Source organism: Streptomyces sp. NPDC056486 (assembly GCF_042795295.1).
Lineage (GTDB): Bacteria > Actinomycetota > Actinomycetes > Streptomycetales > Streptomycetaceae > Streptomyces.
The window spans coordinates 117,227-137,446 of the sequence record NZ_JBHTSF010000002.1 but is presented as its reverse complement, the minus strand read 5'-3'; the positions used below and the strand labels follow the sequence as shown (position 1 = coordinate 137,446).

Here is a 20,220-nt window from a genome sequence, read left to right as displayed (position 1 = left end):
GCGGAGCGACTGAACCGCGTCGCCTTTTAGTTGGGCGGTGTGTACCGTCCGTCGATCGCCGTCCAGCCTCCGTCCACGAAGAGCTGGCTCCCCGTGACGAACGAGGAGGCGTCCGACGCGAGGTAGACGACGGCGCCTGCCAGCTCGTCGGGCCGGGACCAGCGGCCCAGGGCGCTCTTGTTCGCGTAGGCATCGGACCACTCCGGCACAGCCCTGATCTGTTCGGTCAGGGGTGTCGCCACGACGCCCGGCGCGACGGTGTTCACCCGCACGCCCGAGGGGCCGAGCTCGGCCGCCGCCGTCCGGGCCAGCTGTACGAGGCCCGCCTTCGTGGCCGCGTACACGCCCTGTCCCGGTTCCACGGACACCGCGCGGATCGAGCTGAAACCGATGATGCTGCCGCTGCCGCGTTCGGCCATGCCCCGGCCGAACGCCCGGATCAGGTCGAAGGAGGCGCGCAGATTGAGCGACACGACCCGGTCGAACTCCTGCGAGGTGTAGTCGAGCAGACGCTTGCGGACGTTCGTCGCGGCGGTGAAGACCAGGACATCGACGGGGCCGAGCTCATCGGCGGCGCGCTCGACCGCTTCGCCGTCGAGCACGTCGAGGGTGTACGCCGTCATCCCCGGCCCCATCGACACCGATTCCTCGGCCGCCTTCAGATCACGGTCGGCGCACACCACCGTCGCGCCGTGCGCGGCCAGCGCCAGGGCGCTCTCCCTGCCGATGCCACTGCCCCCGCCCACCACGACCGCCTTGCGGCCATCGAGCCTGAACAGGCGGGAGTACGCGTCCACCGCGTGGGTGCGGTCGTTGGCTTCCTCGGCTTCCATGGTGCTCACGGCTCCTTCGTGGTGGTGGTCGGGCGGATCACGGCCATGCGCGTGACAGTGAGTTCGTCGATCGCGAACCTCGGTCCTTCGCGCCCGGTCCCGGAGTCCTTCACACCGCCGTACGGCATGACGTCGGAACGGAAGCCGGGGACCTCGTTGACGACCACACCGCCCACCTCCAGGCGCTCTACGGCGGCGAACGCGGTGTCCAGGGAATTGGTGTAGACGCTGGCGTGCAGTCCGTAGCGTGAGTCGTTGACCAGGTCGAACGCCGTCTCCACATCGGGGACGGACCGGACAGCGACGACGGGGCCGAAGACTTCCTCCTCCCATACGGGCAGGGAGCGGTCCGCGTCGAGGAGGACCGTGGGCTCGATCACGCCGTTCGTGACGCCGCCGCCGGCCACGAGTACGGCGCCCGCCTTCACCGCCTCCTCCACCCACGTCCGTACACGCTCGGTCGAGCGCTCGTCGATGAGGGCGGAGACCCGGGTCGCCGGATCGCGCGGATCTCCCACCACCACCTCGGCCACGCGCCGCGTCAGGCGGCCGACGAACTCCTCGCGCACGGCGTCCACCACGATGACGCGCTGCACGCTGATGCAGGCCTGCCCGGACGCGTAGTACCCGCCGCGTACGACGGCGTCGGCGGCCGCGTCCAGGTCGGCGTCGCCGGCCACCACCAGGGCGGCGTTGGAGCCGAGTTCGAGCAGCACCTTGGTGGGGGCCGCGTCCCGGGCGATGCGGTGGCCGACAGCGGCGGAGCCGGTGAAGGAGACCGCACCGACACGGCGGTCGGTGGTGAGCACGGCGCCCACCTCGGGACCGCCGGTGACCAGCTGCACCGCTGCCTGCGGCGCCCCGCCGTCCCTCAGTGCCTCGCGGAGCAGGTGGACAAGCCACAGCGTGGCCAGCGGCGTCTGCGGGGCCGGCTTGGCGATGACCGGGCAGCCTGCGGCCAGCGACGGGGCGATCTTGTGCGCGGCGAGCAGGAGCGGGTAGTTGAAGCCGCTGATGCCGACCACGACGCCGATCGGCCTGCGCGTCCAGAAGCCGATCAGGCCCTCGCCCGACGGCAACAGGTCGAGCGGCACCGTCTCACCGTGCAGTCGGGCCACTTCCTCGGCGGCCGTCTGCAGCGTCAGCAGGGTGCGGTCCACCTCCACCCGGCAGTCGACCAGCGGTTTTCCGGTCTCCAGGACGAGCAGCCGCTCGAAGTCCGCGCGGCGGGCGGCGACGGCGTCGTGCGTCGCGAGCAGCGCCGCCCTGCGCGTGTGCGAGGGGAGTCGGCCGACCCGCTCGCGGACCGCGACGGCCTCGTCGATGGCGCGGCGGGCGAGGGCGGTGTCGCCGACGGGCGCCCGTGCGATGACCGTCCCGTCGTAGGGGAAGCGCACGCCCTCGACGGCGGGCGTTGCCGTCCAGGTGTCGCCGATGGGCAGGCCCTCGGGGAACTCCGTCGTCAACGGGCCTTCTGCGACGGTCGGTTCAAGGTCAGCAGTCACGCTCGGTACTCCTGGTACTCCTGGTTGAGATCGGCCGCCGTCACGCCGGACAGTGCCTTGTCCAGCGTGGGCACGGCGGCGATCAGCCGGCGGGTGTAGGGGTGTCGGGGGTCTTCGTAGACCTGCTCCGTGGTCCCGGTCTCGACGATCTGTCCACCGTGCATGACGGCGACCCGGTCGCACACATGACGGATGACGGAGAGGTCGTGGGAGACGAAGACGAGGGTGAGGTTCAGCTCGTCGACGAGGTCGGCGATGAGGTTGAGCACCTGGGCGCGGACGGACACGTCCAGGGCGCTGACCGGCTCGTCGGCCACGATGATCTTCGGGCGGGGGGCGAGGGCGCGGGCGATCGAGATGCGCTGGCGCTGGCCGCCGGAGAACTGGTGCGGGTACCGCTGAGCGGCGTCGGCCTGCAGGCCGACGGCCTCGAGGAGCTCGGCCACTCTCTCCTTACGGTTCCGGTGCCCCTGCGCGACGAGCGGCTCGGCCACGATGTCACCCACCCGCATCCGCGGGTCGAGCGAACTCATCGGGTCCTGGAAGACGAGTTGCAGCCGCTCTCGGACGAACCGGAGCTGCCGCTCGCGGAGCCGGCTGATGTCTCGCCCGTCGATCTCGACGCTGCCGCTGGTGGGCCGGTCGAGCCCGGCCACGATCCGCAGCAGCGTCGACTTGCCGCATCCCGACTCCCCCACGATGCCGAACCGTTGGCCCTGCGGCACCGAGAAGCTGACGCCGCGCAGGGCGTGCACCGGCGGGGCCGGGCTGCGCAGCGAAGTGCGCGGCCGGTGGTAGTCGCGGGTGACGTCCCGGACGCGGATGGCGTCGACTGTCCCGTCCTGCGCTCCGGCTCCGGCTCCGGGGGTGCTGGTCTGCTGCTCAGTCACGGCCGGTCTCCTGCTTCTGGGGTGTGTCCGCGGCGTTCCGGGGTGTGCCCCCGGCCTTCTGGGGAGTACCCGCGGCGCGAGCGCCGTCCGCCGCCACCGGGTGGAAGCAGGCGTATCCGGAGTCCGGTCCTGTCGAGGTCCATTCCGGACGGGTCGCACACCGCTCGGTCGCCGAGGTGCACCGGTTGCGGAACACGCATCCGGCGGGGAACTGCCCCGCCGGCGGAACCTGCCCGCCGATCGTGGCGAGGCGGCCGCGTTCGTCGACGACCGTCAGGTCCGATGCGCCGATCAGGCCCTGGGTGTAGCGGTGCCGGGGGCGGGTGAACACCTCCCGGACGGAACCGGATTCGACGACCCGTCCGCCGTACATGACCATGACCCGTTCGCAGGCGGTGGCCACCACGGCCAGGTCGTGGGTGATGAAGAGCAGGGCGGAGCCACGGTCCTGCACGCCGCGCACGATCAGGTCGAGCACGCGTGCCTGCACGGTGACGTCGAGCGCGGTGGTGGGTTCGTCGCAGACCAGCAGGGCGGGGTTGTTCGCCAGGGCGATGGCCAGCACGATCCGCTGCCGCTGGCCGCCGGAGAACTGGTGCGGGTAGGCCCGTGCGGCGGCTGCCGGATCGGGGAGTCCGACCTGGTCGAGGAGTTCCACGGCGGCGGCCCTGGCGGACGCGCGGTCGGTCGTGGTCCGGTGGATGAGGAGGACCTCGGCGATCTGCCGTCCGACCCGCATCGTGGGATTCAGGGCGGTCATGGGCTCCTGGAAGACCATGGCGATCTCCTTGCCCCGTACGCGGGACATCCGCGCCTCGTCGGCGCCCACCAGGTCCTGGTCGACTCCGGCCAGCCGCACCGAGCCGGTGGCCCGGAGCCCTTCCGGGAGCAGACCCATGAGGCTGAGCGCGGTCAGCGACTTGCCGGAGCCCGATTCGCCGATCAGGCCGACCCGTTCACCGGATCTGATGGTGAAGCCAACGCCTTCCACGAGCGTACGGTCGCCCGCCGTCACGTCGAGCCCGGACACGGTCAGGACGTCGTCGGGCCCGGCAGCCGATTCCACGTCGGGTGCGGTATCGGGTGCGGCAGTCATCGGCGGTCCTCCACCTTGGGGTCGAAACGGTCGCGCAGGCCGTCGCCGAGCAGATTGAATCCGAGCACCGCCACCGCGATCGCGACGCCGGGGAAGACGGCGAGCCGGGGTGCGGACGACAGCAGCTCCTGGCTCTCCTGCAGCATCCGGCCCCAGGACGGTGTGGGCGGCGGGGTGCCGAATCCCAGGAAGGACAGCGCGGCCTCGGCAAGCACGGCGATGGCGAAGCCGACCGACGCCTGCACGATGACGAGGCTGCTGACGTTGGGCAGGACGTGCCGCAGGGCGATCGCGAACGGCCTGCGGCCCGCCGAGCGCGCGGCCATCACGTACTCCGTCCCCATCACCTGCAGAGTGCCGCCGCGGATCAGCCGGGCGAAACCGGGGATGGACGCGATGCCGATGGCGACCATCGCGACCGTCGTCCCGGCGCCATACACCGCGGCGAACATGATGGCAAGCAGGAGCGCGGGGAAGGCGAGGATCAAGTCGTTGCCGCGCATGAGCAGTTCGCCGAACCAGCGTGGTCCCATCCCGGCGAGGATGCCGAGCGGCACGCCGACCACCGCGGCGACCCCGACCGCCACCAGGCCGACGAACAGCGTCGTCCGCGAACCGATCAGGATCTGGCTGAAGACGTCACGTCCGAACTTGTCCGTGCCGAACCAGTACTCCAGGGACGGCTCCTGCAACCGCACCGCGGGGTTCACCAGCGTCGGGTCGTGCGGCGTCCACACGAAGGACAGCAGCGCCATGCCGATGACGACCGTGACGACGATCCCGCCCACGAGGAGGCTGCCCGGCACCGGTCGGCGCCGACGTCGGGCACCGGGTGTCGTCGGCCCTGTGCCCCCTTGCGTCTCCATTGCACTCATCACGCACGCACCCTGAGTCGGGGGTCGATCAGCAGATAGACCAGGTCCACCAGGAAGTTCACGAGCAGCACCGCCACCGCGATGATCATGACGACGTCCTGCACCACGACCAGATCCCGGTTGGCGACGCTGTCGAGGAGCAGGCTTCCGAGACCGGGGATCACGAAGACCCGCTCGATGACGACGGCGCCCACAAGGAGCGTCGCGAGCTGCAACGCCAGCACGGTGACCACCGGCACCGACGCGTTCCGCAGCCCGTGCCGCACCAGCGCCTGCATCGGACGGAGTCCCTTGGCGCGTGCGGTCCGCAGATAGTCCTCGCGCAGGACGTCGAGCACGGAGCTGCGGACGTAGCGGGTGAGCACCGCGGCCTGCACGATGCCGAGGGAGAGCGCCGGCATCAGCAACTGTTTGAGGAAGAGCACCGGATCCTCCACCGGTGGCGTCCAGCCGTTGGCCGGCAGCCACCCGAGCCCCACCGCGAACACGGTGATCATGAGGATGCCCGCGAGGAACGCCGGTACGGCCACGCCGATCTGGGACAGCGCCGAGAGCACGAGCCCGGACGGCCTGCGGTGCCGCACCGCCATCAGCGTGCCCAGGGGAACCGCCAGGATGCAGGCGACCACCATCCCCGTCCCGACGAGCCACAGGGTGACGAGCAGGCGGTCGGCGAGCTGTGGGCCGATCGGCGTGTGGGAGATGTAGGAGTCGCCCAGGTCGAAGGTGACAAGGCCGTGCATCCAGCTGAAGTACTGGTCGACAAGGGGGCGGTCGAGGCCGAACTGCTCACGCAGCTGGGCCACCGCCGAATCGGAGGCGCTGACGCCCAGGGCGACCCGGGCGGGGTCCCCCGGCAGCACCGCCATGAACGCGAACACCACGACGGAGCTCACGAACAGGCTCGCCAGGAGGATCGTGATGCGCTGCACCAGACGGACGATCATCGGTTCGGGCCGCCTTTCACGACCGGCCCAGGCCGGTGAGGTCCAGGGATTCGGTGACGCTGTTCACCGGCAGACCGGTGATGTCCGCGTCGGCGACCGTCAGATTCGGCAGCAGGAACAGCCAGTCGGCCGCGGCGTCCTCGGACAGCATCCGGGCGGCCTTGCGCACCGTGCCGACCTGCTCCTTCTCGCTGCCCAGGTCCGCCTTCTCCAACAGCCTGCGGAACTCCGGGTTGTCGTAGCGGGTGTAGTAGTTCTTGTCGCCGAACACCGTGCGCATGTCCCGGGGTTCGACGTGGGACATGATCGTCATGTCGTAGTCGGCATTCTTGAGCACCGTCGTCAGCCAGGCGGCGGGGAACTCCAGCTGGTCAAGTGCGACCTTGAACCCGGCCTGTTCGAGCTGACTCTTGACGACGGTCCCGCACGCGGTGGCGTAGGGCAGTGTCGGGATCCGCAGCCGCAGTGTCCGGCCGGCCTCGCCGGACTCCTTCAGGAGCTTCTTCGCCTTGTCGCGGTCGTACGGATACAGGTCGGTGAGGTCCTGGTACCACGGGTCGGTCGGCGGGACCATGCTGCCGATGGGCTTGCCCCGCCCCGCCCAGCAGGTGTCCACCAGTGCCTTGTGGTCGATGGCGTGACGGACGGCCTGCCGGGCCTTCTTGCTCCGCAGGGGACCCGAACCGTTGTTGAGCGTCAGCAGCACCTCGCCGTTGGTCGAGCCCTCGATGACCTGGTACTTGGGGTTGTTCTCGAACCGGTAGAGCGAGTCCGGCGACTGCATCACGCCGATCACGTCGATGGTGCCCGTGAGCAGCGCGTTGTTCATCGCCGTGGGGTCCTTGAAGTACTTGAGGGTGACGGATCCGAAGTGCGGTGCGCTCCCCCAGTAGTCGTCCCGGCGGGCCAGCGTGATCGAGTCGCCGCGGTTCCACTTCCTGACCTCGTACGGCCCGGTTCCGACCGGATCGGTGGCGAGCTTGTCCACCCCGGTCCGGCTGAACATCGCGCCGATGCGCGTGGTCATCCGGTACAGCCAGTCGTTGCTCGGCTTCTTCAGCGTGACCTTCAGCTCGCCGGGTGACACCGCCTTCACCGTGTCGACGACACTCATCGGAGCTTTGAGCGCCACCGTCCACTTGGCGGCGACGCGCTCGATGGAGAACTTGGCGTCCTCGGCCGTGAACGGTGCGCCGTTGCTGAACTTCGCGTCCTTCACCAGCTGGAACGTGTACGTCCTGCGGTCCTTCGACAGGCTCCACGACCTGGCGAGAGAGGGCTTTATCTCGCCCTTCTGGTCCAGCTTCACCAGGTTCTCGTAGACGTTGTAGAGCAACGCCTGGGGAATCGCCGCGCCGTCGGTCTTCGTGAAGTCGAGGTTGGCCGGTTCGGCGGTGAGGCCGATCGTCACGGCGTCGCCGGGCCCGTCGGCGCTGTGGCCGCCCGCTGTGGACCCGGCCGAGCAGGCCGCCATCAGACAGCAGATCAGCAGGACCCCGGCCATCCGGATGCGCCGCGCACGTCGCGTGCGGCTCATGAGACCTCCACAGCGGCCCGGAGCGCGGGCACGGTCGCCGCGACGACGTCCGGGCCGATGCCGTCACCCGGAACGACGGTAAGCAGCACAACCTTGTTCGCCTGCGTCATGCACGAAACCTTCCGCCGTAACTGGCCTGACCAGTAAGCTCGCTTGACAGGTACCGTGACGACTGATGCCGACCTTGTCAATGGCTTGGTCAATGGCCGGGATGCCGGGAGTCGCGAAGAGCGCGAGCTGAGGAGGGTGCGAGTGTTCACCGAAAAGAGCTTGGCCACCATGTCGGCCGTCGAGATGGTGGCCGGATTCGCCGATCGCACGGTGTCTCCGGTCGAGGTCCACGACGCCGTGCAGTCGGTGATCGAGGCGCGCGAGAGTGTGCTCAACGCGTTCTGGGTGCGGGACCCGGCCGAGTCCCGCAAAGCGGCCCTGGCCAGCGAGGCCCGTTGGGCGACAGGGGAACCGCTCGGTCCTGTCGACGGAGTACCGCTGACGCTGAAGGAGAACATCGCGCGCAGGGGCGTCCCCATGCCCGCGGGCAACGCGGGGGTCGAGCCGGTCGTCCCCGAGCGGGACGCGCCCATCACCGAGCGGGTCCTGGAATCCGGCGGGGTGATCCTCGGGTCGACCGTCATGCCGGACTGGGGGATGCTCTCCTCCGGCGTCTCCAGCAGACACGGCATCACCCGCAGCCCCTGGAACGCCGGTTGGACCACAGGCGGTTCGAGCTCCGGCGCGGGGGCGGCGGCCGCCGCGGGATACGGCCCGCTGCACGTCGGCACGGACATCGGCGGATCGATCCGGCTGCCGGGCACCTGGCTGGGCATCGCCACCCTCAAGCCCAGCAGTGGCCGCATCCCCCTGGACACCCCGTATCTGGGCCGCGCCGCAGGCCCCATGGCGCGCACCGTCGCCGACACGGCCCTCTTCATGCGCGTCCTGAGCCGCCCCGACCCACGCGACTGGACGAGCCTGCCCCCTCAGGACATCGACTGGTCGGCACTCGACGGCGACGTGCGCGGTCTGCGGGTCGGGCTGCACCTGGACGCCGGCTGCGGAGCACCCCGCGACCCGGAGGTCCTCGCCGCGGTGCACGGTGCCGCAGAGCTCTTCGAGGCGGCGGGAACCGTCGTGGAGCCCGTCGAGCCGTTCATGAGCCAGGATCTCCTGGACGACCTGGACCTCTTCTGGCGCGTGCGTTCATGGAACGACTTCCGCCGGCTGGCCCCGGAAGCCGCGCTGCGCGTCCACCCCTACATCATCCAGTGGTGCCAGGAGGGCGCGGACATACCCGGCACGCGCGTGCTCCACTGCTACCAGCAGACCATGCAGATCCAGGCCCGCACCGTCGCGGCGACACTCCCGTACGACGTGGTGCTCTCACCGGTGGCCCCGGTGGCGGCGTTCCCCGCCGAGCAGCCGATGCCGTTCATGGGACGCGGACAGACCATGTCCCACATCGGCTTCACCGCGCCGTACAACATGTCAGGGCAGCCCGCCGCGACCGTCAACTGCGGTTTCACAGCGGACCGACGGCCCATCGGGGTGCAGATCTCGGGCCGCCGGTTCGACGATCTCGGCGTCCTGAAAGCGGCAGCGTGGTACGAACAGAACCGGCCGGCCGAGGCGTTCCCGCACTGGCCGGACACCACCACCGCGACCCCCTCCGCGAAGAACGTGGCAGGGACCACCACGCCGAAGGGGGAGCATCCGTGAGTGACGGGGCACAGTTCCAGCAGGTCTCGCCGGTGCGGCTCTACCAGCGCATCGTCGAGCAGATCGAGCAGGCCATCGCCTCCGGTGACCTCAAGCCCGGTCACCGGCTGCCCAGCGAGCGCGAGTTGGTGGTCCAGTTCGGTGCGAGCCGGCCAACTGTGCGGGAGGCTCTGCGTGTTCTGGAGAGCAATGGCCTCGTCCGCTCACGCCCCGGGGATCCGAACGGGCCGGAGATCCTGCCCTTCTCGACGGCCGGCCTGGCCAAGGAGATGACCCGCCTCGTCCGCTTCGACAACGTGTCGATGGCCGAGTTGATCTCCTTCCGCATGATCCTCGACGGCTCGGCGAGCCAACTGGCCGCCCGGCTGCGGTCGGACGAGGAGCTGTCCGCCATGGAGGAGACACTCACCGGCATGTCGGACGCGATCAAGACCGGGTACGAGGAGTTCAGCAAGGCGGACGTCGCCTTCCACGAGGTGGTGGCCCGGGCGAGCCGCAACGCCCTGATCGAGGTCTCCAACCAGGTCGTCCGCGGCGCGGTCCTCTCCCTGATCTCCGACAAGGTCGCCAACGCCCGCGACCGCAGGGCGCTCATGCGCAAGTCGCTCGGCCACCACCAGGAAGTGCTCGAAGCGATCCGCGCACGCGACGGCCGGGCAGCGGCCCACATCTCGCGCCGCACCCTGTACGACTACTACGCGGGATACGTCCCCGAGGGCGAGCGGGGCCGGCTCCTTGCGCTCGTGGACGACGAGGCGGCCTGAGCCGTCCTGTGGGAGCCGGACTCCCGCCCCGCGCAGGCCCACTGTCCCTCCCGAACTTGCCGAACTCGAACTTCCCGAACTTCCCGAACGGAGCCGACATGGAGTATCCGGATCTCTCCACACTGCCCGTGGAACTACAGGACGCCGTGACGGCCAACGGGTCGCTCAACGTCTTCCGGATGATGATGCACTCGCCGGCCCTGGCGCCGGGCCTGCTGACGCTCGGGGAGTCGATTCTGCAGCGGAACTCGCTGCCGGACACGTTGCGCGAACTGGTCATCGTGCGGGTCGGCCGTGTCTACGGAGCGGCCTACGAGGTCCATCACCACGAGAGGATCGCTCGTCTCGTCGGCCTCGGAGAGGAGGCACTCGCCGCCGCCGAGACCGGTGCGGCCGAAGAGCTCACCGGCCCCGAATCCGCCGTCCTGGCCGCCACGGACCGGCTGCTCGCCCGGCACACCCTCGATGAGGCCGCGCGTGAGGAGTTGCTGGCGTTCCTGACGGTGAACCAGCTCGCGGACCTCGTCATCACCGTGGGCTTCTACCAGCTCATCTGCGACTTCCTCAACACCTTCGAGGTGACGGTCGAGGACCGCACCCCGCCCGTCTGAGGCGCCGGTCGGCCCACTCCGGCCTCACCCGTCAGTCCCCCCGCTTACGGGCCTTCGTGGATTCGTTCCGGCCCCCGCGAGGGTGCCACAGCCGCAGCCACACGTCTCGGGCGTGGCGCCCGGCCTCCGTGCGGCTGCGCGCCACGATCTCGCGGGCCTCGTCGTCCGTCTCGACCATGGGTCCTGAGCCGCGCAGCGGTCGCCCTGCTGTCTCGTGCAGGAAGAACGTCGAGACCAGGCCGATCACTCCGGCCACCATCAAATAGAAGGCGGGCACCAGGGTGTTGCCGGTCTTGTCCACCAGGAAGGAGGCGAGCAACGGAGTGGTGCCGCCGAAGAGGGAGACGGAGATGTTGTAGGCGATCGACAGCGCGCCGTACCGCAGGCGGGTGGGGAACAGGGCGGGCAGTGTTGCCGCGGCCGTGCCCGCGAAGCAGACCAGAAGCAGACCGAGGATGGCGCAGCCGAACGCGGGCAGGAGGATGCCACCCTCCCTGATCAGCAGGAACGCCGGAATGGCGAGCGCGATCAGCGCGATGCTGCCGCCCATGAACATCGGGCGTCTGCCCCACCGGTCGGAGCTGCGGCCCACCACGGTGATGGCGAGAGCGACCAGCAGCATGGTGCCGAGCACGAGCAACTGAGCCGTCGTGTCGCTTTCACCCAAGGTCGCCGTCATGAACGTGGGCAGATACGACGTCACCATGTAGTTCGTGACGTTGTAGAGCAGCACAAGCCCCATGCAGATCAGCAAGGCCTGCCAGTGATGGGTGAAGATCTCCTTGAGCCGCCCCTTGCCCGACTGACGGGCTTGCTCGATGGGGTCGTCATCGCCGTCCTCGGCGCCCTCCCCCCGCTCCGCCGCGGCGGAAGCGGTCTCCGCCTGGAAGGCGGGCGTCTCCTCCAGCTTCAGCCGCATGTACAGGCCGATCAGCCCGAGCGGACCCGCGATGAAGAAGGGGATGCGCCAGCCCCAGCTCTCCAGGCCGTCCGACCCCAGCGTCAGCGTCAGGACCGTCACCAGGCCCGAGCCCAGGGAGTAGCCCACGAAGGTGCCGAAGTCGAGCCAGCTGCCGAGGAAGCCGCGCCGCTGGTCGGGGGCGTACTCGGCGATGTAGGTGGTGGCACCGGCGTACTCGCCGCCCGTGGAGAAGCCCTGGACGAGGCGGCACACGAGCAGCAGCAGCGGGGCGGCGAAACCGATCGAGGCGTACGACGGCAGCAGGCCGACGGCGAAGGTGCTCGCAGCCATCATGATCATGGTTACGGCGAGCACTTTCTGCCGTCCGATGCGGTCGCCCAACGGTCCGAAGACGAGACCGCCCAACGGGCGAACGAGAAAAGCCGCGGCGAAGGTGGCAAAGGTGGCGACGACCTGGGCCCCGGGCGAACTGGACGGAAAGAAGACCTTTCCGATCGTGCCCGCCAAATAGGCGTAGACGCCGAAGTCGAACCACTCCATGGTGTTCCCGAGCGCGGCAGCCGTCACCGCTCGCCGCACCTTCGGGCGATCCGAGACCATCACGTCATCGGCGCTGAGTGCCTTCTTGCGTCGGCGCAGCAATGTACGCGCCATGCGGTCGGTCGCCGCACGTGATGTGCGCGTCGATTCCGTTTCCGGCTCGCGGGGCCGTCGGGGTGTTCTGTGCGGAAGGCCTTTCACCATGAAGCTTTTCTCCCCTTGCCTGAGAAAAAGCTGTGTCGCCGCAAAATTAGGCTGATCAAGAGCGACCGGCAAATTGTCCGCCCGCCATTCGGTGAGGCCGCCTTTTCGGTGAGCCGCCGGATGCCGGCGCCTTAACCCGGCGTTTCGGCGTCGGAGCGAGGCACTGCCCAGGAGGGGAGCCAAGCCGGTTCGGGGCGCGCCGTCAGGCTTCCGAGGTGTTTGATGACCGCCCGGAGCCCCGGGTGCGGATCCGGCCTGGAGAAGATGAGCGAGAGCGGGTAGACGAGCGTCGGATTCGCGATCGGGATGCGGCGGATGTCGTGGTTCGTGGGCCAGATGTACCGGTCGCGCGTGCCTACGAGCGTGGCCACGTCCGCGGAGTCGGCGAGGGTGTCGAGGAGCACTTCGTTGCCGAAGTTCGGGCCCGCGGCGTCGATGCGGAGGTCGAAGTCGGTGGCGAGCTGATCGTAGAACTCCGACCATTCGCTTCGCGGCGCGATGCCCGGCACCCAGATCCGGTGGCGGCGCAGCTGGGCCGGCGTCAGTGTTCGTGCGGCGGCGAGCGGATGTCTCGGGCCGACGAGGAGTTCCAGCGGGGAGTCGAACGCGTGGATCATCTGTACGTCGCGCGGCAGCGTTGCCGGGTCGGTGATCGTGCGGAACGAGGCATCGACGTCGCCCGCCTGGACGGCGGCGACCGCCACCCGTGGGTCATTGACCCTGAGGGTCACCACATCGAGGTCGGTCCCGGGATGCGACCGCCAATAGTCGTGCAGGACCACGGCCTGTGCTGATCGCAGGCCGAGCACGTCGATCCGCAGGGCCCGCGAGCCCGGTCCGATCGCGGTGACGGCGCGATCGACACCCGCGATGATCTTCCGGGCGTGCGGGAGGAAGGCTTGGCCGTCGAGTGTCAGCTCGACCCCTCGGGCGGTACGGGTGAACAACCGGACGTCGAGTCCGCGCTCGAGCGTCGCGATCCGCTTCGACACGGCCTGTTGCGTCACGCCGAGCTCATCGGCCGCGTGTCGCAGCTGCCCGAGCTCGGCCGCGCGGACGAACGATCGCACCGCCTCCGTATCCATTGATCCAGCCTATGCGTGCCCAACCGATCGTTGTGGCTGCCCGGGGAGGCGGTTGAGCTTCGCGTGCACCACGCACTACTGCTGCTCGCCGGCGAGGTCTCGGTGATCAACACGGCGACCGCCTGCGGATGGGTGAACCCGAGCGCCTTCATCGACGCGTTCACCACACTTGTCGGACAGACACCCGGCCAGTACCAGCGCTCGCTTCGGCAAGGCGCATAGCCGACGGGAAAAGGGCGATCAGCCGCTGACCGTACGCAGAAAGTGATCTGCGTCCTCCGGCTCGCCAAGGCGGCCCATCTCCAGCCAGGAGCCGTCGGCGAAGCAGAGCCGGAAGGTGGCGTACCCGCGCGGCTGGCCCGCCTCGCCCTCGATACGTGCCTGGTCGAGGGCGAACTCCGTGACGGCCCTGAAGTCGTCGGCCTTGGTCGGCGACAGCCTGCGTCGAGGGGACGCGGCCACGCAGATACGGTCGCGGGTCAGCATGACCAGACGCTTGGGGCTGGGCGAATGCCCGTACCAGCGCAACAGCAGCTGGCCCGCGGTCAGATTCCAGTCACCGTCGAAGACACCGTTGGCGGGGTCCTGCCCGCGCTCGCCCTCAGGGGCGCGGCCACGGCCGGAGCCCTGGGCGTCAGGTGCGGTCGGCGACGGTGCGGTCCGCTGGGCGCGGCTGCGCCGCCCCGGCGAGAGCAACTGGTCCAGTTTGCGGCCGAGCAGGTCGATCAGGATCACCGGCACGACCACGAAGCAGAACACCACGGCCCCCACGTACACCAACCAGTGGTGACGCGATTTCAGTCGCCCCTTGCCCGCGGCACGATGAACGTCCTTGGGTGGTACGGGAATTGGCCTGTGGATCTCACACCAGACCAGGGCCACCGGATCCTCACCCAGAATCTTCCGCGCCCGCCGCCGCACCTGCCGCTTCGCCATGCCGAAGATTCTAGTACCGCCCCCTGATACCGCCCCTGGCACCGCCCCGCAGCAGCCCGGCGAGCTGCAAGGAGTGACGGACCAATCCGTGCCCGGTCCCCGCTCCGGATCACGGGTGTGAGTGAAGAAGCGAGAGAAGAAGCGAGAACAGCAAGAACATCGCGGCACACGGGCAGGTGGCGGCTTGTCGGGCTCGGCTCCTTGAGCGGTCTGCTGGCCGGCTGCTCCGCCCTGGCCACGGCCGAGCTCGTGTCCGTCGCGGTGCGCCCGGAGTCCAGTCCGGTGATCGCGGTGGGCGGGGCGGCGATCGACCGCACGCCGGCCGCGGTGAAGGACTGGGCGATCCGGCAGTTCGGGACGGACGACAAGCTCGTCCTGCAACTGGGCATCCTCGCCGTCCTGACTCTCCTCGCGCTGGTGCTCGGAGCGCTGGCCGCCCGCTACCGGCGCATCGGCTCCGCCGGGATCCTCTTGTTCGGCGTGCTCGGGGCCTTCGCCGCGACGAGCCGACCCGACTCCACAAGCGTCACGGACGCACTGCCGTCGGTGGCCGGCGCCGCGGTGGGAGCGGGACTCCTCTACTACCTCGTCGGGCTCCTGCGGTCACCGAAGGCCCCTGCGAACACCGATCCGGCTCACGAGGCTCACGAGGCTCACGAGGCTCACGAGGCTCACGCTGAGGAGACGGGATGGGACCGGCGGGGGTTCATCGTCGCCGCAACGGCCGCGGCAGCAGCCTCCACGGGGGTCGGCCTCCTCGGCCGCTCCCTGAACGGTGCTCAGGGACAGAACGCCGTCGCCTCCCGCCATCAGGTCAGGCTGCCCGCCCCGGCCTCGGCCGCCTCGCCCACCCCCAAGGGCGCAGCGCTGCGGATCAAGGACGTCAGCCCGTTCATGACGCCCAGTCAGGACTTCTACCGCGTCGACACCGCGCTGGTGGTACCCAAAGTCGACGCGACCTCATGGAGGTTGCGGATCCACGGCAAGGGCGTCACCCGCGAGATGACCGTGACCTTCGCGGACCTGCTGCGCATGCCGCTGATCGAGCGGAACATCACGCTGGCCTGCGTCTCGAACGAGGTGGGCGGCCCGTACGTGGGCAACGCCCGGTGGATCGGCGTGCGCCTGGCCGACCTCCTCGCACGGTGCGGCGTGAAGCCGCCGTCGAAGGGCGGTCCCGCGGACCAGTTGGTCGCGCGGTCCGTGGACGGAATGACCATCGGCAGCCCGGTCGAGGACGTCATGGACGGCCGCGACGCGATGCTCGCCCTCGGGATGAACGGCGAACCGCTGCCCTTCGCGCACGGGTTCCCGGTGCGCATGGTGGTCCCCGGCCTCTACGGCTTCGTATCCGCCTGCAAGTGGATCCAGGACATCGAACTCACCACGTTCGACGACTACGACCCCTACTGGGTGAAGCGGGACTGGGCACGCAAGGCACCGATCAAGACCCAGTCCCGGATCGACACCCCCAAACCGTTCGCCCGCCCCAAGGCCGGCGGCACCATGATGGTCGCGGGAGTCGCCTGGGCCCAGCATCGCGGCATCGACAAGGTCGAGGTGCGCGTGGACGACGGCCCCTGGCAGCAGGCCGACCTGGCCGCCGAGGACACCCGGGACACCTGGCGCCAGTGGTCCTTTCCCTGGAAGGCCACCTCGGGCGGCCACACCCTGACGGTCCGGGCCACCGACCGGACGGGCGAAACGCAGACCCAGAAGCGGACCCGCACCATCCCCGACGGGTCCAGTGGCTGGCATTCGGTGGTGGTCACCGCGGATTGACCGATCTCAACGTGTACACCATCGACGCCGTCCTGATGCCGAAGAAGTGACAGGTCCGGACGAAACTGGTGCGCCCCCCTCAGGCGAGCCTGTAGGGGCTGATGGGGCGACCGGCGAAGCGACCCGCACTCCTCCGGTGGCATGATCGACCTAGTAACGAGGGCCCCATCACCCTTCCTTCAGCGGAAAACACGCCATACGGCTCGAAGGGGCATCTATCTAAACATCACCTACCAAATCGGTCAGACAATTGATATCCACTGCTTCGCGGGTGCTTTCACGAATAGACCGCAAGATCAATTTCGCCGCGTGGCGCCGACCACGGGTCATCCTGTGGACCACGGCGTGCGTGGTGGCCCTCGGATTCCTCATCGCCCTGGAGATCACCGCGCGCCACTACGGAGGCGTACCGGGGCCGATCACCAATCAGGCGCGAGAGGTGCTCTTCCCGCCCAAACCGGGTCCGCTCTACGGCGGTCTGATGTTGATGATGGTGGTGCTCACCTGGCGGCAACGGTTCATCGCGGCCGGTGCCGCGATCGGCATCGACATCGTCTTCGTACTGGTGCGGTGGGCGGTCGACGCCGAAGTTCCCGAAGGCCAGTTCTTCGGCAACGGCGCCCTGTGGGCGATGTTGGGCTGTGCGGTCTTCGCGATCACGCGCCGCACCGGCCAGGAACGCGTCCTGCTCCTCAAGGGCGTCGGCCTGGGCCTGCTCCTTGTGGCCGGCCGCAAGACCGGCGACACCTGGCTGCTCATCACGTCGAAGACCCGCCCGACCGTGCTCGACCCCTACGTGGCCATCGCCGATCACGCGCTGGGCAACCCGTCCTGGCTCGCGGGCCGGATACTCAAGGCCAGCGGCCCGGTCAGCACCCACATCCTCGACCTGGTCTACGCCCAACTCGCCGTGGCCGCGATCGTCGTCGCCCTGTACCAACTGCGCAACGTGGCAGCCGAGGGCCGCTTTCCGCGCCACCACCTCGTGCGCACCTTCCTGCTGATCGGCCTCCTCGGGCCTGCCATCTACATGATCTTCCCGGTGGTCGGCCCGATCTTCGCCTACGGCCCCGGCACCTCCGGCACCGGCGGCGTGCAGTGGGCGGTGGCCAACCTGTGGCCGAACACCCCGCCACCGATCAGCGCCCCGCACCCCGTGCCGTACGACGGGATCACCCCGCGCAACTGCGTGCCGAGCCTGCACACGGCGTGGGCCACCGCGATCTTCATCCACTCCCGCAAGGGCCCACGACTTCTGCGCTACGCGGGGACGTTCTGGCTCATCGCCACGCTCAGCGCGACGCTGGGCTTCGGCTACCACTACGGCGTGGACCTCATCGTCGGCGTGGTGTTCGCGCTCACGGTCGAGGCGGCCCTGCGCTCGTTCGACCGCGGCTGGGACCGGCAAGGCGTTCAGCTGGTCGCCCACGGCACAGCGGTCTTCGCCGCGCTCCTGGTCTCGTACCGCTATCTGCCGATGGAAATGGCCCGGCATCCTGAGGTGTTCGGACCGCTTCTCCTGCTGGCGATGGCCTCAGTGATCTACGGCTACGTACGGACCACCAGACAGTGGGAACCGAAAGCCGCACCAGTCATCCAAGCGAAACCACAACCCGACTGGTCTGAGTCGTGCTGCGTCGAGCGCCCGCCGGTGAGGACCGTCAGCCCGCCCGGACGAGGAACTGCTGGTCTGCCGCGCCGGTACACCGTTCTTCGACCGCTTCGGCTCCCGCTGCGGTGTCGTTGTCGGCGATGCCGATGCACTTGCTGCTGTCGGTCGGGCGCAGTCGGACCTTGCCGGTGCCTTCGGCCGGGGTGTCCTCGGCTCGGGTGGCTTCAGCTGTAGCGGCTTCGACACGGAACAGAGTGCCCTGACCACAGTCGTTCCGGGGCTCGAGCATGCCCTTGACCGGGCCGGTGCGCATGATCGTCAGGCAGCCTTTCCCTTCCTCGGGATGATGCCACTGGATGCGGTAGAGGCCCTCACCCGCCGGTTGAAGGTAAGTGCGCGGCACGGTGGCCCGGGAACAGGGGAGCTGGACAGCGACGGCGCTGCCGTAATCACCGCCCCGGTCACGGCCGTCGGTCAGACAAAGGTCCGGCGTACTGACAGGGCGGATGGTCACCCAGCCGCCGCCGAGAGACCGGGAAGTGGGAGCAGCAGCCGGTGCGCCCGGATCACCGGAACTGCCGGGGAGCAACTCCCAGGCGACCAGAGCGAGCAGCGGGACCGCGAGCGAGACCGCGAGTACGACTGTGCGGCCCCTGGCCCAGCGTGGCCGCCAGCCCGTCGACTCCGTGGTCTGCGGCTGTTTCTCGGGCTCCAGGCCGGACTCCGGGCCGGACTCCGTGGCGGGCACGGAAGAAGCCGTATCCGCCGCGATCCGGTCTCTGGCATCCAGCCAGACCCCGACCCTCTGCCCGTCCCCGCAGGCGCGGACGAACGCGGCCAGCACATCGGGCCTGGGCAGGCTCGGCCGTCGCAGGATGTCGGCCAGCGTGCTGCGCGCCAGCACGTCGCCGCTTCGGGCGGCCCGCTCCTCCAATTCGCGATACGTCAGCCCCGAACGCTCCTTGAGCTGCCGCATCAACTGGATGAACCCAGCAGCATCTCGGGCCTCGGACGGCGACAACTCCCCTGGATTCCTCACGAACATCATCTTGCATCTGCAGGCACACCAGGGGTAACGACGGATCTAGCCGTGTCCTCGCTGTCCGGGACGTAATCCGGACAAGGTTCTGACCAGGCCGGACAGCCCCCTTGCAGACCGGACAGCCGTTTGATGTTGCCTCGGCCTGCCGACCGGCGGCAGTCTCTGTAGTGCCGGGTCGGCCCACCTGTCACTTCAGTGGAGCGGGACGGGCCCATGCGCCGTCGTGATCAACGAGGGGGGATCACGACGGCGTAAAGGGTCACCCGAGTCCGATGAGCTACCGCCCTGTTGCCGGATGTGGGGGGATCCGGGGAGGCAGTAGGCGAGAATCGGGAGGTGCCGGAGTACCACTCGATCACCGCGTTGGACAGGATCCTCGACGACCTGCCCGTCGGCGAGGCCCGCCGCCGTCAACTCGGCATGGTCCGCGGCGAACTGCTGCGGGCCCTGTCGCGTGACGCACTGCCCGTCGGCGCCCGTCGCTCGCTGCGCCGACTCCTCGAACAAGACGCCATCGGCCCCTACCTCCGCATCGCGGAATCCGGCGCCCTGCGAGCGCGACTGGTGAAGGGCGCGCGCCCGCCCACCTCACAGCCGACCAACGAAGCCCGAAAGCACTGCGTGGACGTGCTGCGCGAGGCGATCGGCCTGCCCGGACTGCGCCTCGGCGGCGGCGCACTGCCGCTGCACCCCACACCGGAGTTCGGCGACCTGGCAGCCCTGCGCAACCACCTCGACAAGAACCTCGCCGGCTACCTGTCACCAGGCCAGACCCGCCTGACCGCAGTACTCGCCCTCATCCTCGACACAGCCACGCGCTCCGGCGAACTGGTCGCCCTGCGCCTGGCCCACCTCGCCCCGGACAACCGCGCGCTGTACGTCGAACGGCGCCCCCAGCACGGCAGCAGCCAGCCTGCGCAAGGTGACTGGTTCGCACTGTCACCGCTGAGCCGGGCCGCACTCGACCGATGGCTGCCGCTGCGCCGGGACCTGGTCGAACGGGCCCACGGCACCACGAAATTGTGGGTGAGCCTGCGCCCCAACCACACCGGACTGCTCGACGACGACGGCCAGGCCACACTCCGCCCGGCCGGGCTCCCCCTCGAAGAGAACGGCCTGATCACCAGCTACCGCCGCGGCCGCGCCCACTACGACCTCACCGCCCTGCTCCCGCCGAAGCCGGAACAGCTGCGCCGAGCCGTCATCGCCGAGACCCCGCCCACCGCCGCAACGGCCGCGGCCCGCCCCTGAGTCGGTAGGCCGCGGGGCTTGTTATTAGTAGGGGGCAGCGGACCGCCGCCGTGCCGCACGGGTGGCCCGGCC

Annotated in this window: 17 protein-coding genes and 1 pseudogene; 7 read left to right on the top strand and 11 right to left on the bottom strand. The window is 69.4% G+C overall.

Features of this window, described 5'->3' with window-relative positions; translation table 11 throughout:
- Window positions 1-26: 26 nt before the first annotated feature.
- Genes ACFQ7F_RS01855 through ACFQ7F_RS01825 form a run of 7 tightly spaced genes read right to left on the bottom strand, consistent with a single transcriptional unit; the run spans window position 27 to window position 7,683 of the window.
- Window positions 27-833, bottom strand: a complete 807-nt coding sequence (locus ACFQ7F_RS01855) for an SDR family NAD(P)-dependent oxidoreductase (RefSeq protein WP_383264844.1) — start codon at window positions 831-833, stop codon at window positions 27-29.
- Between the two features lie 5 nt (window positions 834-838).
- Window positions 839-2,338 carry an aldehyde dehydrogenase family protein gene (locus ACFQ7F_RS01850; protein ID WP_383264539.1) on the bottom strand — a complete coding sequence of 500 codons (1,500 nt, stop codon included), beginning with the start codon at window positions 2,336-2,338 and terminating at the stop codon, window positions 839-841.
- Window positions 2,335-3,228 carry an ATP-binding cassette domain-containing protein gene (locus ACFQ7F_RS01845; RefSeq protein WP_383264536.1) on the bottom strand — a complete coding sequence of 298 codons (894 nt, stop codon included), beginning with the start codon at window positions 3,226-3,228 and terminating at the stop codon, window positions 2,335-2,337. The genes ACFQ7F_RS01850 and ACFQ7F_RS01845 overlap by 4 nt, the downstream gene beginning before the upstream one ends.
- Window positions 3,221-4,324, bottom strand: a complete 1,104-nt coding sequence (locus tag ACFQ7F_RS01840; RefSeq protein WP_383264533.1) for an ABC transporter ATP-binding protein — start codon at window positions 4,322-4,324, stop codon at window positions 3,221-3,223. Before ACFQ7F_RS01840 ends, ACFQ7F_RS01845 begins: the two co-directional genes overlap by 8 nt.
- The gene (locus ACFQ7F_RS01835; protein ID WP_383264530.1) at window positions 4,321-5,199 is read right to left on the bottom strand and encodes an ABC transporter permease; all 879 of its coding nucleotides are present in this window, start codon (window positions 5,197-5,199) and stop codon (window positions 4,321-4,323) included. The genes ACFQ7F_RS01840 and ACFQ7F_RS01835 overlap by 4 nt, the downstream gene beginning before the upstream one ends.
- Complete coding sequence (locus ACFQ7F_RS01830) at window positions 5,199-6,146, bottom strand: ABC transporter permease (RefSeq protein WP_383264527.1); 948 nt, start codon at window positions 6,144-6,146, stop codon at window positions 5,199-5,201. Before ACFQ7F_RS01830 ends, ACFQ7F_RS01835 begins: the two co-directional genes overlap by 1 nt.
- Window positions 6,147-6,162: 16 nt before the next feature.
- The gene (locus tag ACFQ7F_RS01825; RefSeq protein ID WP_383264524.1) at window positions 6,163-7,683 is read right to left on the bottom strand and encodes an ABC transporter substrate-binding protein; all 1,521 of its coding nucleotides are present in this window, start codon (window positions 7,681-7,683) and stop codon (window positions 6,163-6,165) included.
- 252 nt (window positions 7,684-7,935) lie between these two features.
- Here ACFQ7F_RS01825 and ACFQ7F_RS01820 point away from each other — a divergent pair, with 252 nt between their 5' ends.
- The 3 genes from ACFQ7F_RS01820 (at window position 7,936) to ACFQ7F_RS01810 (ending at window position 10,774) form a co-directional block, all read left to right on the top strand.
- Window positions 7,936-9,399: an amidase gene (locus ACFQ7F_RS01820; protein WP_383264521.1), complete on the top strand. Its 1,464-nt coding sequence runs from the start codon at window positions 7,936-7,938 to the stop codon at window positions 9,397-9,399.
- On the top strand, window positions 9,396-10,163 hold the full coding sequence (locus tag ACFQ7F_RS01815; protein ID WP_383264518.1) for a FadR/GntR family transcriptional regulator: 768 nt from the start codon (window positions 9,396-9,398) through the stop codon (window positions 10,161-10,163). Before ACFQ7F_RS01820 ends, ACFQ7F_RS01815 begins: the two co-directional genes overlap by 4 nt.
- 98 nt (window positions 10,164-10,261) lie before the next feature.
- Window positions 10,262-10,774: a carboxymuconolactone decarboxylase family protein gene (locus ACFQ7F_RS01810; protein WP_383264516.1), complete on the top strand. Its 513-nt coding sequence runs from the start codon at window positions 10,262-10,264 to the stop codon at window positions 10,772-10,774.
- Between the two features lie 31 nt (window positions 10,775-10,805).
- Here the strand turns inward: ACFQ7F_RS01810 and proP are convergent, their stop codons facing one another.
- Together proP and ACFQ7F_RS01800 are read right to left on the bottom strand one after the other, a co-directional pair.
- The gene (proP, locus tag ACFQ7F_RS01805; RefSeq protein ID WP_383264513.1) at window positions 10,806-12,350 is read right to left on the bottom strand and encodes a glycine betaine/L-proline transporter ProP; all 1,545 of its coding nucleotides are present in this window, start codon (window positions 12,348-12,350) and stop codon (window positions 10,806-10,808) included.
- A 221-nt stretch (window positions 12,351-12,571) separates the two neighbouring features.
- Window positions 12,572-13,525: a LysR family transcriptional regulator gene (locus ACFQ7F_RS01800; protein WP_383264510.1), complete on the bottom strand. Its 954-nt coding sequence runs from the start codon at window positions 13,523-13,525 to the stop codon at window positions 12,572-12,574.
- A gap of 63 nt (window positions 13,526-13,588) precedes the next feature.
- Here ACFQ7F_RS01800 and ACFQ7F_RS01795 point away from each other — a divergent pair, with 63 nt between their 5' ends.
- Window positions 13,589-13,747: a helix-turn-helix domain-containing protein gene (locus tag ACFQ7F_RS01795; protein ID WP_383264507.1), complete on the top strand. Its 159-nt coding sequence runs from the start codon at window positions 13,589-13,591 to the stop codon at window positions 13,745-13,747.
- 18 nt (window positions 13,748-13,765) lie between these two features.
- Here the strand turns inward: ACFQ7F_RS01795 and ACFQ7F_RS01790 are convergent, their stop codons facing one another.
- Entirely contained in the window at window positions 13,766-14,461 is a 696-nt protein-coding gene (locus tag ACFQ7F_RS01790) for a hypothetical protein (RefSeq protein ID WP_383264504.1), read from the bottom strand.
- 201 nt (window positions 14,462-14,662) lie between these two features.
- Here ACFQ7F_RS01790 and ACFQ7F_RS01785 point away from each other — a divergent pair, with 201 nt between their 5' ends.
- Both ACFQ7F_RS01785 and ACFQ7F_RS01780 read left to right on the top strand, forming a co-directional pair.
- Window positions 14,663-16,243, top strand: coding sequence for a sulfite oxidase (locus ACFQ7F_RS01785; protein WP_383264501.1), 1,581 nt, complete (start codon window positions 14,663-14,665; stop codon window positions 16,241-16,243).
- A gap of 295 nt (window positions 16,244-16,538) precedes the next feature.
- Window positions 16,539-17,861 (top strand): annotated as a pseudogene (locus ACFQ7F_RS01780) (phosphatase PAP2 family protein); the annotation flags it as partial.
- A gap of 43 nt (window positions 17,862-17,904) precedes the next feature.
- Here the strand turns inward: ACFQ7F_RS01780 and ACFQ7F_RS01775 are convergent.
- Entirely contained in the window at window positions 17,905-18,894 is a 990-nt protein-coding gene (locus ACFQ7F_RS01775; RefSeq protein WP_383264498.1) for an XRE family transcriptional regulator, read from the bottom strand.
- Between the two features lie 339 nt (window positions 18,895-19,233).
- On the opposite strand from ACFQ7F_RS01775, the gene ACFQ7F_RS01770 reads away from it, so the two are divergent.
- Window positions 19,234-20,148 (top strand): hypothetical protein, encoded by a 915-nt coding sequence (locus ACFQ7F_RS01770; protein WP_383264495.1) that lies wholly within the window; start codon window positions 19,234-19,236, stop codon window positions 20,146-20,148.
- Window positions 20,149-20,220: the final 72 nt, after the last annotated feature.

What these genes read in the sequence shown, in the direction of transcription:
- ACFQ7F_RS01855 (WP_383264844.1), bottom strand. Translation starts at nt 833, where the DNA reads ATGGAAGCCGAGGAAGCCAACGACCGCACCCACGCGGTGGACGCGTAC.
- ACFQ7F_RS01840 (WP_383264533.1), bottom strand. Translation starts at nt 4,324, where the DNA reads ATGACTGCCGCACCCGATACCGCACCCGACGTGGAATCGGCTGCCGGG.
- ACFQ7F_RS01835 (WP_383264530.1), bottom strand. Translation starts at nt 5,199, where the DNA reads ATGAGTGCAATGGAGACGCAAGGGGGCACAGGGCCGACGACACCCGGT.
- ACFQ7F_RS01830 (WP_383264527.1), bottom strand. Translation starts at nt 6,146, where the DNA reads ATGATCGTCCGTCTGGTGCAGCGCATCACGATCCTCCTGGCGAGCCTG.
- ACFQ7F_RS01825 (WP_383264524.1), bottom strand. Translation starts at nt 7,683, where the DNA reads ATGAGCCGCACGCGACGTGCGCGGCGCATCCGGATGGCCGGGGTCCTG.
- ACFQ7F_RS01810 (WP_383264516.1), top strand. Translation starts at nt 10,262, where the DNA reads ATGGAGTATCCGGATCTCTCCACACTGCCCGTGGAACTACAGGACGCC.
- proP (WP_383264513.1), bottom strand. Translation starts at nt 12,350, where the DNA reads ATGGCGCGTACATTGCTGCGCCGACGCAAGAAGGCACTCAGCGCCGAT.
- ACFQ7F_RS01800 (WP_383264510.1), bottom strand. Translation starts at nt 13,525, where the DNA reads ATGGATACGGAGGCGGTGCGATCGTTCGTCCGCGCGGCCGAGCTCGGG.
- ACFQ7F_RS01790 (WP_383264504.1), bottom strand. Translation starts at nt 14,461, where the DNA reads ATGGCGAAGCGGCAGGTGCGGCGGCGGGCGCGGAAGATTCTGGGTGAG.